Origin of the sequence: Vibrio sp. 10N.286.51.C3, assembly GCF_003050065.1 — a bacterium.
In the GTDB taxonomy this organism is placed as follows: domain Bacteria; phylum Pseudomonadota; class Gammaproteobacteria; order Enterobacterales; family Vibrionaceae; genus Vibrio; species Vibrio crassostreae.
The window spans coordinates 190,582-205,765 of sequence record NZ_PIGC01000001.1; the positions used below are offsets into that span (position 1 = coordinate 190,582).

The following is a 15,184-nucleotide window of genomic DNA, read 5'->3' on the forward strand; positions in this document are numbered from 1 at the left end:
AGTCGTAATAGAGAGATGTAATAATGGAATCCTATTTAACTCTAATTTTATTTGGTGGCTTTTTAACGCTGTTAATCCTAGGCGCACCAATCACAGTATCACTGGCCGGCGCTTCGATGGCGGCCTATATGTTGCTCGACAAAAATCCCATCGCTTTAGTACAAATCGCGTTTACCTCGGTGGGCAACTTCCCACTAATGGCACTGCCAGCCTTTGTTCTTGCGGGTGCATTAATGGAGGCGGCGGGTATCTCCAAACGTCTGGTGGATATCGCAGAAAGCTTAGCTGGTCCCGTAACAGGCGGCCTTGGTGCGGCAACAGTAATGGCGTGTCTTTTCTTTGGTGCTATCTCGGGTTCAGGTCCGGCAACCACCGCAGCAGTAGGCATGTTAATGGTGCCAGCGATGGTTAAACGTGATTACGATAAGAGCTACGCTTCGGCCGTAACGGCTGCATCCGGAGGCTTGGGCATTATCATCCCGCCATCCATTCCTTTGGTTATCTTTGGTATCTCGGCAATGGGCTTAATGGCGCCACCAGAAGCCATTGCTCAACACGGCCAGTTTGCTTCCTTATCGATTCCAAAACTGTTTGTCGCTGGGGTTGTGCCGGGTTTCATTATGGCGTCGACACTAGTAGTCACTAACTATTTTATTGCTAAGCGTGAAGGCTATAAAGGGCTGACCGAAACGTGGTCGTTTGGCGATGTAAGGCACTACTTGCGCCGCGGATTATGGTCGATATTAGCGCCGTTCTTAATTCTTGGCGGTATCTACAGTGGCATGTTCACACCAACAGAATCAGCGGTTGTTGCGATATTCTATTCGTTGTTTGTGGGGCTTTTCATTCACCGAGAACTGTCGTTTAAAAGTGTGATGAAATCTCTGTCGACCACGACATGGATCACTGGGCGTGTGTTGTTGATCCTCTTTGCCGCTACCGTGTTTGGACGTTTGTTGATCGAGCAAAAGATCCCAGTAGTGGTGGCGGAATCGCTACTTAGTTTCACCGATAACATGTACATGGTGTGGGCGCTAACCATTACCTTGTTGTTGTTCATCGGCATGTTCATGGAAACCTTAGCGGCCATCATGATCATCGTGCCAGTGTTACTACCAATCATGTACATGCTAGGTGCTGATCCTACTCACGTGGGAATTGTGGTGGTGTGTACCTTATCGATAGGTTTTGCAACGCCGCCACTTGGAGAGAATATCTTTGTCGCCTCGGGCATAGGGGGCTCAACGGTTGAGCAAATCACCGCGAAGATCCACCCCTTTGTACTTGCTTCTGTTGTGGGTGTTTTCGTTATCGCTTTCTTCCCACAAATTACGCTTTGGCTACCGTCCTTAGTCGGCTATTAGGAGAGAGAACCATGAATTTATCCAGAATCATCCTCATTGGTTGTGCCGTGTTTGCTGTAGTGAGTGGCATTGGTTTACGTGCCGAACATTCTGAAACGGAGAAAGAAGCCAAGCCTGTAAACGTGCTCGATATTTCTGAACCACACGTTGTCAGTGATGCAGAAAGAAGAGCCAAAACTCTCCTTGCTAAAGCGGTGGTCCATGTTCAAAAGGATGGCGATGAAAGCGTTAAAGACTTTATGAGTGACCCTGAATATATCGATGGGGAGCTATATGTGTTTGCTTTGGGCATCGATGGCCAATTCCTTGCCAGTGGCGGATCTTCGATGGTGCTGGTGGGCGACAGTGTGTTGGACACGCAAGACGTTTACGGCAATCCTTTTTTCCGTGAAATGATCACCAAAGCGGTACACAACGGTTTTGGTGAAGTGAAGTATCACTGGACGAATCCGACTGATCGTATGGGTGAACCGAAAACGACTTTCTTTGAGCGAGTAGGCGATGTGATTGTGGCTGTGGGTTATTACCCTGAACGTTCGAGTGCGGCTGAGGCTAAGAATTTACTGGCGAGAGCGATGACCGCGATAGTGGAGTCAGAACAAGAGAGCCTAACTGAGTTCAATGACGCGGAAGGCAGCTTTGTAGAAGGGGATTTGTATGTGTTTGTGATGGATATGAGCTCTGGGAAACTGCTGGCGCACGGGGTTTCTCCTGAGCTTGTCGGGCGTTCACACAACGAAATTCTAAGCCCTGACGATAAGCCAATTCTCACGGAGATGTTGAACCTTGCGAAAGAAAACGGCCGAGGTGTTTACACCTACCGATGGTTAAACCCGCTGTCGAGCAAAGTAGAAACCAAGCATACTTACTATCGAGTGATCGACAATAAGTTGGTTGGAGTGGGTTATTACACAAATTCAAACAACACGTAAACGTGTTTCTACTGAACCCTCAACCCAGTGAAATAAAGGGCTGGGGGCTCGAAATACCGGTTTGTGTAAAAAAGCGATTTAGTAAAATTCACAGTGTGTAATTTTTGTTGTGAAATTGTTTCAAAAATACAAGTAGTATGAAAAACATGGAAACCACACAGTAAAGAACAATTTTGAAAAGGGTCTATTGGGATGTTTGACCTAAATGAAATTTAAAGCCGTACGAGGGATAGACTATGAATATGCTGACACTAGACAAAACAGAACTTCACAGAAACCATTCAACATTTATTGCTGAAGCTGTCTTTGCCGTCGAGATGGTGAAAGCAGACAAGCAACTCGAAAAACAAAAAATGGCGAAACAGCTGCTTGATACTCTATTTCCTCTAGAGACTGGTTCACATGAAGATGTAGTGAGCTACGAGATTGATTACCGACATGTTCAGGTTTATTTCAAAAATGGTGAACACACCGGCCTGAAACGCGCTAAGCATTTTGTAGCTTACACCGGTGACAAGTCTAAGCCTTCAGCAATTCTATTCCGCGATGAAAGCGGTACACACGTTGAAGTGACAATCGGCGCTCGTAAAGGCACAGGCCGTCTGGAGTTAGTTGATATTCAAGATATCCAATTAGAGACGTGCACCACGTTTGGCCAAACTGAGGCTAGCCGTTCTTCAGGTATTCGTCACTGGGTGAGCTTAGTAAAAGGCGATGAAAGCGGCCGCCCGAATGCATCAAGTGAAGACAAAGAGTTCACGGCGAAGAATGGCGAAGACTACAACCTAGGTTTTTGCTTCGCGATCTAATGTGCTGTCTTTGAAATGTGAAGTGCTGCTCTGCTAATCGCAGCACTGACATCCTAACACTGATTTCTCTTTTACCTTTGGTAATTTCCCCGCCCCTATAGCGGGGCTTTTTTGTTAGAGCTATAAATAAATTGGGTGGTTAGTAAAATTATCTGTAGAAACTTTGAATGATATTTTACGGTGCGTTATTTTAATTTAATGCGCTGTATTTAAAGGTTTTTATTTGTTTATTTTATTCTGTTTTTATTGTCTCAACTATCATGGTTGACGGTGCTTTGGGTGACTATTGAGCAAAAACTCAGTCAAAATACTTCGTGCTGTGCTATTATGCGCGTCCTGGGATTGAGCCAGTAAGTCCATTTATCACCTTGCTCGGTGGTTTTTATCACGTTTTATTTTTGTGAAATGGCGAGCCAATCAAGTAGTAGTTGGATATGGAGAGCGTCCTTATATTCGTTGATTCGGATATGCGAACATCATAATTTATGAGTTTTAAATCAAAAAAATACAGTATTGATTCTACTGACTATCAAGTTGGTCAAGATAACATCAGTAAATGGGGCATGGATGTCCATAACACAGTCTTCGTAGCCTCAGTAGGCTTATCTCTTCTCTTTATCATCACTCTTCTTGCTCTTCCTCCTGCAGATGCCAAAGCTGCGATTGATTCTATCAAGGGTGCTGTTTTATCTAAGTTTGACTTCCTCTTTATGTGGGGAGCCAACATCATGTTAGTTTTTGCCGTTATTCTTGCATTCTCACCTTTGGGTAAAGTTCGCTTAGGTGGCGAAGACGCGACTGCGGATTATTCAATGTCATCTTGGATTGCGATGCTATTCGCAGCAGGCATGGGTATTGGACTTATTTTCTGGGGTGTTGCAGAGCCAACGGCGTTCTTCACCAACTGGTTCGGAACGCCACTCGATGCAGAACCTTTCACAGAAGCTGGCCGTGAATTGGCACTGGGTGCGACCGTATTCCACTGGGGTTTCCATGCTTGGGCTATCTATGGCATGACGGCACTTTGTCTTGCGTATTTTGTTTACAACAAAGGCTTACCGCTATCAATGCGTTCCGTGTTCTACCCAATTCTGGGTGAACGAGTATGGGGCAAAACCGGTGATGTGATCGACGTACTTACTGTACTGGTTACGTTGTTTGGTCTTGCGACCTCATTAGGCTTAGGTGGTACACAAGCAGCAAGTGGTATCAGCCACGTGTTTGGCTTGGAAAACAACATCTTCCTTCAGCAATCTATTATCGTTTTGATTATGGGCTTGGCGATCATCTCTGTTATGCGTGGTATGGACGGTGGTGTTAAGTTCCTTAGTAACTTGAACATGGTTATTGCGTTCGTATTCCTTGGTCTTATCGCTGTTCTGAACTTCACAACTGTGCTTGATTCTGTGGCGACTGCGGTAACGGGTTATGTGAAAAACATCGTTGCATTGAGCCAAAGTTCTGGTCGAGAAGACACAACATGGCTACATGGTTGGACTGTGTTCTACTGGGCATGGTGGGTTGCGTATGCACCATTCTTCGGTATGTTCGTAGCGCGTATTTCTAAAGGCCGTACGGTGCGTGAATTCCTACTTTGCGTACTGATTATCCCAACATTGGTAACATCGGCTTGGATGTCTATCTTTGGTGGCGTGGCTATCGAGCAAGTGATCAGTCATGTGGGGCAACTTGGCCTCGACCAAGGCATCACAGATGTATCTCTAAGCTTGTTCTACATGCTAGACGCATACCCGTTTGGTAGCATTCTATCTGTTATCGCTGTAGCACTGATCATCGTATTCTTCGTGACTACGCTAGACTCAGGTTCTATCGTTATCGATGGCATGACGGCGGGTGGTAAGCTTGAAGTACCAGTGAAACAGAAAGTGGTTTGGGCGGTTATCTCAGGCGCTATTGCAATGGTAATGCTGTGGATTGGTGGTACTCAATCTATCCAAGCACTGCAATCGATAACGATCATTGCTGCACTGCCGTTTACGATCATTCTTCTGATTGGTTGTTTCAGCTTGTTGAAAGGTCTACTAACTGAAGTAGATAAAGGACAAGCAAGCGTTAGCGAAACGACTAACTAAAGAACTCAAGCAGGGAGTTCATGAATGACTCCTGACTAAACGTGATTTCAAAGCTCTCTTGCACAGTGTGCAAGGGAGCTTTTTTATGCCTGAGAAGAAATGGCAGGTAAGAGAAAGAGACAAAAAAAGAGCTAAAAGCGACTCGTCACTTGTGGCTCTTTTTTAGTTTTAGGGATTAGTTCTAAGGGACTAGCTACTAGCTATTGGCTTACGCGTTCAGTTCGTGCTGAATAACGTAATCCAAAGCACCGACTACCGCTGCAACCTGAGCGTCATTACACTCTTCGTCTGTCACTTTATCGCTGTCCGGGTAAACCTCTGTGGTTGTACCGTACTTACAGTCAGTCACACCGCCACATAAGCCAAGCTTCTTCATTGGGTAGTTAATCACACCATGTTGGGTAACTTCAGAACCAATGATCTTGCCGTCTGCATCTGCTGGCGCAATGTGCGTTACTTTTTCTACTGAAGCAATCACCGCCGCTTGGAATTCTGGCTGTGGATTTTCAGTATCGCCAACTGTGTAGAAGCCGTCTGGAATCATACCTTCAATGTACTCAATACCATCACGTGCTGCGAGTGCTGGTCGAAATTCTGTTTCGTCAGAATCTGTCGTTTCGTGTAGATCAACGTGAACCAATACTTCTGGTAAAGAAGCGACTAACGCACGTAGGTTTGCTGATTCTTCTGCTGGCGTACCGTCATAGAAAGAGCGGTTTGGATCAACAGCATTTGGGTTCCAACGGTTAATCACTTCGTAACCCCAAGGGCTTACACAAGGTGCTACTACAATGTTGAAGTGCGCTACGTATTTCTCTGCTTGGGTCGCTGCAAATTTGATAGCGCCATGCACACCACTGGTTTCGTAACCGTGAACACCACCGGTTACCAGAATCGTCGGCTTTGACTCGTCCCAGTTTTTGCTTTTGATTGCAAAAAGCGGGAAGCGAGCTTCATCGTAGCTCAATGCACCGTATTGCTCGATATCAAAGCGGTCTGCTAATGCTTGGATTTTTGGCACGACTTCTTGCTGGTATTCACGCTTAACGGTTCTTTGAGCGAACCATGCTTGACGTTCTGCTTCTTGCCATCTTTGTCCTGGCTTACCAATTGGGTAGGAGTATTCACTTTTCATCTATACTTCTTCTTTTATGTTCGCGAAAGATGAGGACAGACTAGTCCTGTCTAGCTGATCCGGCAATAGAAAACACAACTTGTGACTCTATTTTTTACAGACTCATAACTTTGACGAGTGAATTGATGGTGTTACATTTTATCAATTGTTTAATCCCTTAAAAGAGACCATAAAATGGCTGGAGCAAGTTTATTAACGCTACTGGATGACATTGCAACCGTATTGGATGATGTCGCACTGATGTCTAAGGTCGCAGCGAAAAAAACCGCTGGTGTGTTGGGGGATGATTTAGCGCTGAATGCCCAGCAGGTATCCGGTGTTTCTGCTGAGCGAGAAATCCCAGTGGTATGGGCGGTTGCCAAAGGCTCATTTAAAAACAAGCTGATTTTGGTGCCCGCGGCATTATTGATCAGTGCCTTTATTCCTTGGCTGATCATGCCTTTGCTTTTGATTGGTGGTCTGTTTCTTTGTTTTGAGGGCGCAGAGAAAATCTTAGAGAAGCTCTTTCCTCATGCTCATCATGATGATGAAAAGGGGGAAGATACGAGTACTGGTGAATCCATAGAGGAATACGAGAAGAGAAAGGTCGCTGGCGCGATTCGTACCGACTTCATCTTATCGGCGGAAATCATCGTGATAGCACTGGGTACTGTGACGGGTACAAGTATCCTTACTCAGATTCTTGTCGTGAGTTTGATTGCGGTAGTGATGACGATTGGTGTTTATGGCTTAGTGGCAGGGATCGTTAAGTTGGACGATTTAGGCTTCTATCTGCAGCGAACATCGAGTGGAAGTACCATGAAAACTCAATTGGGTAACGGGCTAGTCGCGTTTGCGCCCAAGTTAATGAAGACGCTTGCTGTGGTCGGTACTGCAGCGATGTTCTTGGTTGGCGGTGGCATTGTGGTGCACAACGTTCCTGCGATTCATCACTTAATTGAGCCGATTATTATGGATTTTCGTGGACATACGATAGCGACAGCGGTGGTTCCAACTCTGTTGAACGGTGTTATCGGCGTCTTAGCTGGATTGATCGTCGTTGCTGTTTGGACTGTGATTGGAAAAATTCGCGGTAAGTAATCGCTCATTATTGATCTTAATAAAACCCTCTCTCCACGAGACGAAAAGGGGCACCATAATAATTATGGTGCCCCTTTTAATCTAATGGGTCGTGTTTAATTAACACCACGCTCTTATTTTGCAATATAAGCGCTTATTTACCGACTAAGCGTTTATTTTACAGACCAAGCAATCGTCTCGCCGCCACGGATTGGCACAACGATGTCTGAACCAAAAGGCATCGTTTCAGCAACGTTCCACTCTTCTTTAACAAGAGTGATGGTGTCCGTGTTACGTGGAATACCGTAGAAGTCAGGGCCGTTGTGGCTTGCAAACGCTTCTAGGTTCTCAATCTTACCTTCTAAGTCGAACACTTCTGCGTACAGTTCAACGGCAGCGTGCGCTGTGTAAGAACCCGCACAACCACATGCTGACTCTTTTGCGCCTTTTGCGTGTGGTGCAGAGTCTGTACCCAAGAAGAACTTCTTGCTGCCGCTTGTTGCCGCTTCGATAAGTGCTAACTGGTGAGTGTTGCGCTTCAGGATAGGAAGGCAGTAGAAGTGTGGCTTAATGCCGCCAACCAACATGTGGTTGCGGTTGTAAAGCAAGTGGTGAGCAGTAATGGTTGCCGCTACGTTGTCGTTCGCGTTTTTAACGAAGTTTGCAGCATCAGCAGTTGTGATGTGCTCTAGAACAATCTTCAGGTTAGGGAAGTCGTTCACAATCGGCGCTAGCACGGTGTCTAGGAATTGCTTCTCACGGTCAAAGATATCAACATCGTGAGTGGTTACTTCACCATGAACCAGTAGCAACATATCCACTTCTTGCATGGCTTCTAACACGTGGTAAATCTTTTGAGCCGAAGTTACACCTGAATCCGAGTTAGTCGTCGCGCCTGCTGGGTAAAGCTTTGCAGCGACTACTGCACCAGACTCTTTCGCTTTGCGAATTTCGTCAGGTGTTGTGTTGTCTGTCAGGTAAAGTGCCATTAGAGGCTGGAACTGCTCGCTTGGCTGCTCTGCCATGATGCGTTCACGGTAAGCAAGAGCCATTTCGGTATCGGTTACCGGTGGGATGGTATTTGGCATGATTAACGCTCGACCATTGTAGCGGCTGATATCGCGCACTGTATCTTTTAATACTTCGCCATCGCGTAGATGAACGTGCCAGTCGTCAGGACGAGTAATCGTAAGTTGTGTCATTGAAGGCTCCCACCATTTGAAGTGTTATGTAGTTGGAGCCTAAACTCAGCGAAATCTGTGAAAGCAATCGCTTACGTTTAGGCGACAGGATGATAGTGGAAAAGCACTTTCATTTCATCCTATTTTTAACTCTTCAGGGTTAGGAGCTTGTTTTTCTTCGTATTTTATTCGGTATTTAATTTTGAGGACGAGCTATCGAGTCGCCACCCAAAGCCCGTGGATCATTCCTGGCACCCAGAAGAAGAAGGTCAGGATGATGTTAATCAGCAGATCTTTACCTGCACCACGAGCGAAGAACACACCAACAGGCGGAAGCAGTACACATAAAATGATAATGACGAGTTTGTTCATGATAAATCCTTTTTATTCAATGAAAGTTCAATGCAGTAATTGTGTTCAAAGTATAGAACGTATGGAGAGTGTTACTGCATTGCTGCCTTAATGTATCAAGGTAGAAAGCTAAACATCTCAAGATAATAGCTTAGTATCAAGTGTTTAGTAGCTGCCAGTTTATCTATTTATAACCATTTGTTAGCATTGGGACAAACAACAAAACATTGGAATCGTTATGTCGCAGCTACCGTCAGATCAAAAGGCTTTAGAGCAAGTGCCTTCTCTATCTCAAATCAATGTATTTCCCGTTAAATCTGTGGGCGGGATCGCGCTCTCTTCTGCTTGGGTCGAAAAACAAGGTCTAACTTTTGACAGGCGTTTCATGCTGGCGTTGGCAGACGGTTCAATGGTTACAGCGCGCAAGTACCCGAAGATGGTTAAGGTCTCTTCAAGTTTGCAGCCAGACGGTTTGATTTTTACTTATGAAGGTAAAGAGCCACTGCGTCTGAAATATGCAAACTTCAAGATGCAAGAAGCGCCAGCAACGGTGTGGAAAGACAGCTTTACGGCATACACGACATGTGATGAAGCCGATGATTGGTTCAGTGACGTGTTGGGTGTTCGTGTTGAGTTACTGTTCTCTGGCGAGCAATCAAATCGTGTCCGAGAAAAGTTTGGTCAGAATGTCAGTTTCGCTGACGGCTACCCAATGTTAATCATCAGCCAAGCTTCGCTTGATGAGTTGAATCGCCGCAGCCCTGAAGTTCATTCAATGGATCAGTTCCGCACTAACTTTGTTGTTTCAAATACAGAAGCCTTTGCCGAAGACGGTTGGAAGCGTATCCGAATTGGTGAGGTTGAATTCGAAGCGGTGAAACCTTGTGAGCGTTGTATTCTAACGACGGTGGATGTTGAACGTGGCGAGTTTAGAGCAACAAAAGAGCCGCTGAATACCTTTTCTACATTCAGAGCTAACGAACGCGGTGGTGTTTTCTTTGGTCAGAACCTTGTGGCGAAAAATGAAGGTCTGGTGAAAGCGGGTGATGTGGTTGAGGTACTTGAAACCAAAGAGAAAGAGCACTACGAAGACACTTGGGTCGAGTCTTTGCACTTAACCTGTGTTGAACGTGAAGAGATCGCTCGCGACTTTACAACGTTTTGGCTAGAACCAGCGAAAGAGAACCACTCACTACCAAGTTACCAGCCTGGGCAGCATCTACCGATTGAGATGGTGATTGATGGCGAGAAGGTTTCTCGTCGTTACACGTTATCTTCTAGCCCATCACGCGCAGGCCGTTTGGCGATTTCTGTGAAGCGAGTGGACGATGGTCAAATCTCTAACTGGTTAAATGATCACTTCCAAGTGGGTGATACTTTGGTTGCTCAAAATCCAGATGGTGCGTTCTACTTAGAAGCGAATCCAACTCACCCGTTATTGCTTTTGTCTGCAGGCAGCGGTATTACGCCAATGCTGTCGATGCTTCGCTACCTAGCCGACCATGGTCAAATTGATGACGTGGTTTTCTATCATCAATGCAGCAGCGAAGAAGACATCCCTTATCAAGCTGAGATTGACCAGATCGCCAAAGAGCACGAAGGCTTAACTGTGATTTATTCATTGAGCCAACCAACGAAAGAGTGGGATGGTTTGTCTGGACGTTTGAGCGTGTCTCATGTCGCTAAAATTGAAGATCTACACAAGCGCCAAGCGTTTGTGTGTGGCCCTGACGGCTTTATGGATAATGCAAAGAAACTGCTGATTCAAATGGGACTCAACCCTCAGCATTATCATCAGGAAGCGTTTGGTGTGGCTCAGTCTACCGAAGAGGCGGTGAAGCAACTGCAGTTAAGTGTCAATGGCTACTTGTTCGAAGGTAATAACCAGTCAACCTTGCTAGAGCAAGCAGAGTCGGCGGGTGTGTCTATTGCTTCAAGTTGTCGTGCGGGTTTCTGCGGCGCTTGTAAAGTGACCCTTGAGTCTGGGCAAGTTCACCAACCGGATGTACCAGCATTGCAAGAGCATGAACGTAATATGGGTCAGATACTGGCATGTTGCAGTGTGCCTCAAACCGATATCGAAGTTGTTGATTAATGGCTAATTAAGTCATTCCCTTCATAAAATAGAAAAGGCCGGAAGTTGAACTTCCGGCCTTTTTAATTTGAGATTAACTTAAAGCATTAATCGTAGATCGTCGGGATTGGTTGACGCTTGTGTTGTGTTGCTTTGTAGATGCCCACTAAGCGGTCAGACACGTCTTGAGGCACTTCTTTGCCTTCAAGGAAATCATCAATCTGATCGTAAGAAAGGTTCAAGGCTGCTTCATCGGCTTTTTGTGGATCAAGCTCTTCTAGATCAGCGGTTGGCACTTTTTTAACCAGTAGCTCTGGAGCGCCCAGTGTTGCTGCTAGTTCACGAACTTGACGCTTGTTCAGGCCAAATAAAGGCGCTAAATCACATGCACCGTCACCGTGTTTGGTGTAGAAGCCAGTGATGTTTTCTGCTGAATGGTCAGTACCAATCACAAGGCCGCCAACGTAACCTGCAATTTCGTATTGTGCGATCATGCGAGCGCGAGCTTTCACATTACCTTTCACAAAGTCGATTTTTGCTGAGTCTGTTGGTAGTAAGCCTGTACCTTCAAGCGCAACGTGAGATGCAGCGTGAAGCCCATCAACACCCGCTTTGATGTTTACAGAAACAGATTGAGAAGGCTGAATGAAAGACAGCGCAAGTTGCGCTTCGTCTTCATCTTTTTGTTCACCGTAAGGTAGGCGAACTGCGATGAATTGGTAGTCGTTGCTACCAGCAGTTTCATTAAGGCTATCAACGGCCATTTGTGCCAAGCGGCCACAGGTCGTTGAGTCTACACCGCCACTGATACCAAGGATCAGGGACTTGCAGCCAGACTGTTGAAGTTTCGTTTTGATAAAGTCCACACGACGAGTCACTTCGAAGTGAGGGTCAATTGAAGGTAGTACGCGCATTTCGTCACGAATTAACTGTTCCATTCGTATTCCTTTCCTGCAAGCAAATTAAAAATCTAGTGTTATCATACCTAAATCATTCGATTTAAAAACCTCTTTGCACAAGCTTAGAAAGAGAAGGCAGTAATTAATAATGGAAAAAATAGCCATTTTCGGTAGTGCGTTTAATCCGCCGAGCTTAGGGCATAAAAGTGTGATTGATTCACTGGCTCATTTCGACAAGATTCTTCTGGTTCCAAGTATTGCCCATGCTTGGGGAAAAGAGATGCTAGACTTTGATACGAGATGTCAGTTAGTTAACGCATTTATTAGTGATCTTTCACTGGATCAAGTGGAGCTTTCTTTGATCGAAAAGAGCCTATTTACCCCAGGTGAAAGCGTCACGACTTTTGCAGTGCTCAGTGAACTTCAAAAGTTACATCGTGACGCTGAACTGACGTTTGTGATTGGCCCAGATAACTTCTTTAAGTTCTCATCTTTCTATAAATCAGATGAGATTACCGAGCAGTGGTCTGTAATGGCTTGCCCTGAAAAAGTCAAAATTCGTAGTACAGACATTCGTAATGCGTTGATAAGTGGAAGCGATGTATCAAAAATGAGCACTAAGTCAGTTACAAATATGTTGCAAGATAGTGGTCTGTATACAATAATGTAGATTCATTAATTCAAGAGGTCTGATGACTATGCTAAAGCGCGCGATACCAGCGACGTTGTTGATAACAGCATGCAGTATGCCTGCATACGCTGAATGTGACTTTTTTAGCTTAGATTCGATCATGCTGACTTCTAGTGACGATAATTGCTTGGACTTTTCTTCGAGTATCGAGTCTTTTGGCCAACGTATGATGGAAATCAGTGGGCTGAGCGATGATGAACCAGAAAGTACACCTGATTATTGGTCTGATTGGGTTCTTCAAAGTAAAGACGCACCACTACTGACACAAAGCATTGAATCAAACTATGTAGGTTTGGGGATGTGGTTTCCCGAAGATCTGGAAGACGAGCAGTATGATATGTCGACGGAAGAGTGGTTGATGAATCATGGTCTTCAACTCAGCATCGGTTTTGGTGAGAAAGTAGAAGGGCAGCCGCGTATGCGCTTTGATTATCGTTGGCATGACTCACGTGACGCCGACCTAATGATGCAGGTTGAATTGCCATTTTAGACAGGTAGTGACATAGATAGATTGCTATCTATGTAAAAACACTAAGAATTAAAAAAGCCGCAAAAACTCAGTTTTTGCGGCTTTTTAGTATCTGGCTTATTAGTTTAAATACCAACTCTCACTTACCGCCAAGCTATAAATCTTCACCAAAAACAAGCATACACAGTTGCTCGAACTCTTCCTCTTTACCTGAGAACAGATCATCAATCACAAGTGAACGTTTTTGGCCTGACTGCATACGTTTCTTTGCTTCTCGCATCACCATCACCAGAGTGTGCTCTTGTGGTAGGTTTGAATCATCAATGTTCCATTGATTGAATCGCTGAGAAAGCGCACTTTCGCAAAGCAGTGGTTTAAACGACAGCACTTCTTGCTTCAATACAGAAAGCATATCTTTAAACGCTTGTTCCGTATTATTGGCATTGGAAGCGCGAGCTTTGGTCTGCTCTAGCTTTTCTAATAGTGCCGAAGAGAGGTTAGTTTGCGTAATGTACCCCGCTTGTCTTGGGAATGAATCCGTCAAACGTACAGAAAAGTCGACACGGCTAATTTGAGTGTTTGGGAAGTAAGTCAACGAAGTTAAGCAGTCAAAGGGAATCCAAACGCTTTGGCCAGGTTCAACAGCGTACTCTTGCTTACCCAGTTTGATCAAAACCAAGCCACTTTGAACCGATACAAGGCTATGTTTTAGTACTTTCTTGCGTGGTGTGATCACCAAGTGTGAAAAGTAAGCCGATGTATATTCAATAGCGAAGTTCATAGATAGTACCTTAATTTTGGGGCGTCAAGATTACCGTTAATCTTAAAGAATGCCAACAATAACAGGGGATTTTCACTGTTTCTGGTCTGACCTTGTCAAAAGTATGGGCTCTGTAGCTGCGAGAAGTCAAAACAACGCGTAGAATGAGCCAGCTTTTTATTATATGAATGAAAAAATGACCTCTCCAACCGATCCATATGTTGATATTCGTCCTTACGGCGATGATGAAATTCCAGCGGCACTAAACCGTCTTATTAATGATGAAGAATTTATCAGTGCAATCTTGCACTATCGTTTTTCAAACCATGCGTCTTGGTTCAAAGCATTAATGAGCCCTATTTTACGTGTGTACTTAAAAATGAAGTGGAGCAAGCTGACCAGCGTTGAATCCATTCAAATTGAAGTGAAAAAGTACTTACGCGATACATTGGCTAAGACGACCCAAGGTGTGACATACACTGGCGTAGAGTCACTGGATGCGAATCAAGCTTACCTGTTTGTATCGAACCATCGTGACATTGCTATGGATCCTGCATTAGTAAACTACGCCCTGCATCAAAACAACCATCAGACTTGTCGTATCGCTATTGGTGATAACCTGCTGAAGAAACCATGTGCGACGGAGTTGATGCGTTTGAACAAGAGCTTCATCGTAAAGCGTTCTTTGAAAGGACCGCGTGAGATGATGAAAGCATTAGGGCAGCTGTCTTCTTACATTAAGCATTCTTTAGAAACGGGCAACTCAATCTGGATCGCTCAAAAGGAAGGTCGCGCTAAAGACGGTAACGATTTTACTGAGCCAGCAATCTTGAAAATGTTTCACGTTGAAGGACGTAAGCAAAAAATTGCTTTCCCTGAATATGTGAAGTCATTGAAGATCGTTCCTGTGGCTATTTCTTACGAGAACGACCCATGTGACACAGCTAAAGCGATAGAGCTTTTCGAAAAAGACGTAAACGGTAGTTACGAAAAGGGTGAGTTTGAAGATATCGAAAGTATCATTCAAGGCATCATCGGTAATAAAGGACGCGTTCACGTCGGCTTCGGTCAGGTTATCGACCAAGATTTTGATACGCCTGAAGCTCTTGCTGAAGAGATCGATCGTCAGATCCACGATAACTACAAGCTGTTCCCAGTTAACTTGCTAGCAGCGGAAAGAGAAGACGAGTCGATTACAGCTGCGGTTAAGCAAGAGTTTGAAGAGAAGTTATCGACTTTGCCACAAGGCGCTCGTCAATACTTGATCGATAGCTATGCGAACCCAGTGAAGAATATCGGCTAACGAGTGTTAGCAAACGAGTTCATTGATGGAACTGAAAAAGGAGCCTTAGGCTCCTTTTTTGTTG

14 protein-coding genes are annotated in these 15,184 nt (G+C 44.9%); 9 read left to right on the top strand and 5 right to left on the bottom strand.

Features of this window, described 5'->3' with window-relative positions; all coding sequences use genetic code 11:
• Positions 1 to 23: 23 nt before the first annotated feature.
• The 4 genes from CWO27_RS00765 to CWO27_RS00780 all read left to right on the top strand — a co-directional run bounded on the left by CWO27_RS00765 (position 24) and on the right by CWO27_RS00780 (position 5,198).
• Positions 24 to 1,364, top strand: coding sequence for a TRAP transporter large permease (locus CWO27_RS00765; protein ID WP_017057942.1), 1,341 nt, complete (start codon positions 24 to 26; stop codon positions 1,362 to 1,364).
• An 11-nt stretch (positions 1,365 to 1,375) separates the two neighbouring features.
• Positions 1,376 to 2,296, top strand: coding sequence for a cache domain-containing protein (locus CWO27_RS00770; RefSeq protein ID WP_102398398.1), 921 nt, complete (start codon positions 1,376 to 1,378; stop codon positions 2,294 to 2,296).
• 236 nt (positions 2,297 to 2,532) lie between these two features.
• The gene (locus tag CWO27_RS00775; RefSeq protein WP_017064292.1) at positions 2,533 to 3,105 is read left to right on the top strand and encodes a malate synthase; all 573 of its coding nucleotides are present in this window, start codon (positions 2,533 to 2,535) and stop codon (positions 3,103 to 3,105) included.
• Between the two features lie 485 nt (positions 3,106 to 3,590).
• Entirely contained in the window at positions 3,591 to 5,198 is a 1,608-nt protein-coding gene (locus tag CWO27_RS00780; RefSeq protein ID WP_107898372.1) for a BCCT family transporter, read from the top strand.
• Positions 5,199 to 5,406: 208 nt separating this feature from the next.
• Here CWO27_RS00780 and CWO27_RS00785 read toward each other — a convergent pair whose 3' ends face one another.
• Positions 5,407 to 6,333, bottom strand: coding sequence for a M14 family metallopeptidase (locus tag CWO27_RS00785; RefSeq protein ID WP_102433063.1), 927 nt, complete (start codon positions 6,331 to 6,333; stop codon positions 5,407 to 5,409).
• Positions 6,334 to 6,507: 174 nt separating this feature from the next.
• On the opposite strand from CWO27_RS00785, the gene CWO27_RS00790 reads away from it, so the two are divergent.
• On the top strand, positions 6,508 to 7,413 hold the full coding sequence (locus CWO27_RS00790) for a DUF808 domain-containing protein (RefSeq protein ID WP_102529959.1): 906 nt from the start codon (positions 6,508 to 6,510) through the stop codon (positions 7,411 to 7,413).
• Between the two features lie 152 nt (positions 7,414 to 7,565).
• Here the strand turns inward: CWO27_RS00790 and pyrC are convergent, their stop codons facing one another.
• Both pyrC and CWO27_RS00800 read right to left on the bottom strand, forming a co-directional pair.
• Entirely contained in the window at positions 7,566 to 8,594 is a 1,029-nt protein-coding gene (pyrC, locus tag CWO27_RS00795; protein WP_050632884.1) for a dihydroorotase, read from the bottom strand.
• Positions 8,595 to 8,786: 192 nt separating this feature from the next.
• Entirely contained in the window at positions 8,787 to 8,945 is a 159-nt protein-coding gene (locus CWO27_RS00800) for a YqaE/Pmp3 family membrane protein (RefSeq protein WP_004731890.1), read from the bottom strand.
• Between the two features lie 217 nt (positions 8,946 to 9,162).
• On the opposite strand from CWO27_RS00800, the gene CWO27_RS00805 reads away from it, so the two are divergent.
• Complete coding sequence (locus tag CWO27_RS00805) at positions 9,163 to 11,019, top strand: hybrid-cluster NAD(P)-dependent oxidoreductase (protein WP_107898373.1); 1,857 nt, start codon at positions 9,163 to 9,165, stop codon at positions 11,017 to 11,019.
• 86 nt (positions 11,020 to 11,105) lie between these two features.
• Here the strand turns inward: CWO27_RS00805 and nadE are convergent, their stop codons facing one another.
• Positions 11,106 to 11,936, bottom strand: coding sequence for an ammonia-dependent NAD(+) synthetase (gene nadE / locus CWO27_RS00810; protein WP_055319374.1), 831 nt, complete (start codon positions 11,934 to 11,936; stop codon positions 11,106 to 11,108).
• A gap of 109 nt (positions 11,937 to 12,045) precedes the next feature.
• Between nadE and CWO27_RS00815 the strand changes: the two genes are divergently transcribed.
• The gene (locus CWO27_RS00815) at positions 12,046 to 12,567 is read left to right on the top strand and encodes a nicotinate-nicotinamide nucleotide adenylyltransferase (RefSeq protein ID WP_107898374.1); all 522 of its coding nucleotides are present in this window, start codon (positions 12,046 to 12,048) and stop codon (positions 12,565 to 12,567) included.
• Positions 12,568 to 12,589: 22 nt separating this feature from the next.
• The gene (locus CWO27_RS00820; protein WP_048661091.1) at positions 12,590 to 13,078 is read left to right on the top strand and encodes a hypothetical protein; all 489 of its coding nucleotides are present in this window, start codon (positions 12,590 to 12,592) and stop codon (positions 13,076 to 13,078) included.
• A 133-nt stretch (positions 13,079 to 13,211) separates the two neighbouring features.
• Here CWO27_RS00820 and CWO27_RS00825 read toward each other — a convergent pair whose 3' ends face one another.
• The gene (locus CWO27_RS00825; protein ID WP_048661092.1) at positions 13,212 to 13,838 is read right to left on the bottom strand and encodes a hypothetical protein; all 627 of its coding nucleotides are present in this window, start codon (positions 13,836 to 13,838) and stop codon (positions 13,212 to 13,214) included.
• Between the two features lie 175 nt (positions 13,839 to 14,013).
• Here CWO27_RS00825 and CWO27_RS00830 point away from each other — a divergent pair, with 175 nt between their 5' ends.
• Complete coding sequence (locus CWO27_RS00830) at positions 14,014 to 15,120, top strand: 1-acyl-sn-glycerol-3-phosphate acyltransferase (RefSeq protein ID WP_107898475.1); 1,107 nt, start codon at positions 14,014 to 14,016, stop codon at positions 15,118 to 15,120.
• Positions 15,121 to 15,184: the final 64 nt, after the last annotated feature.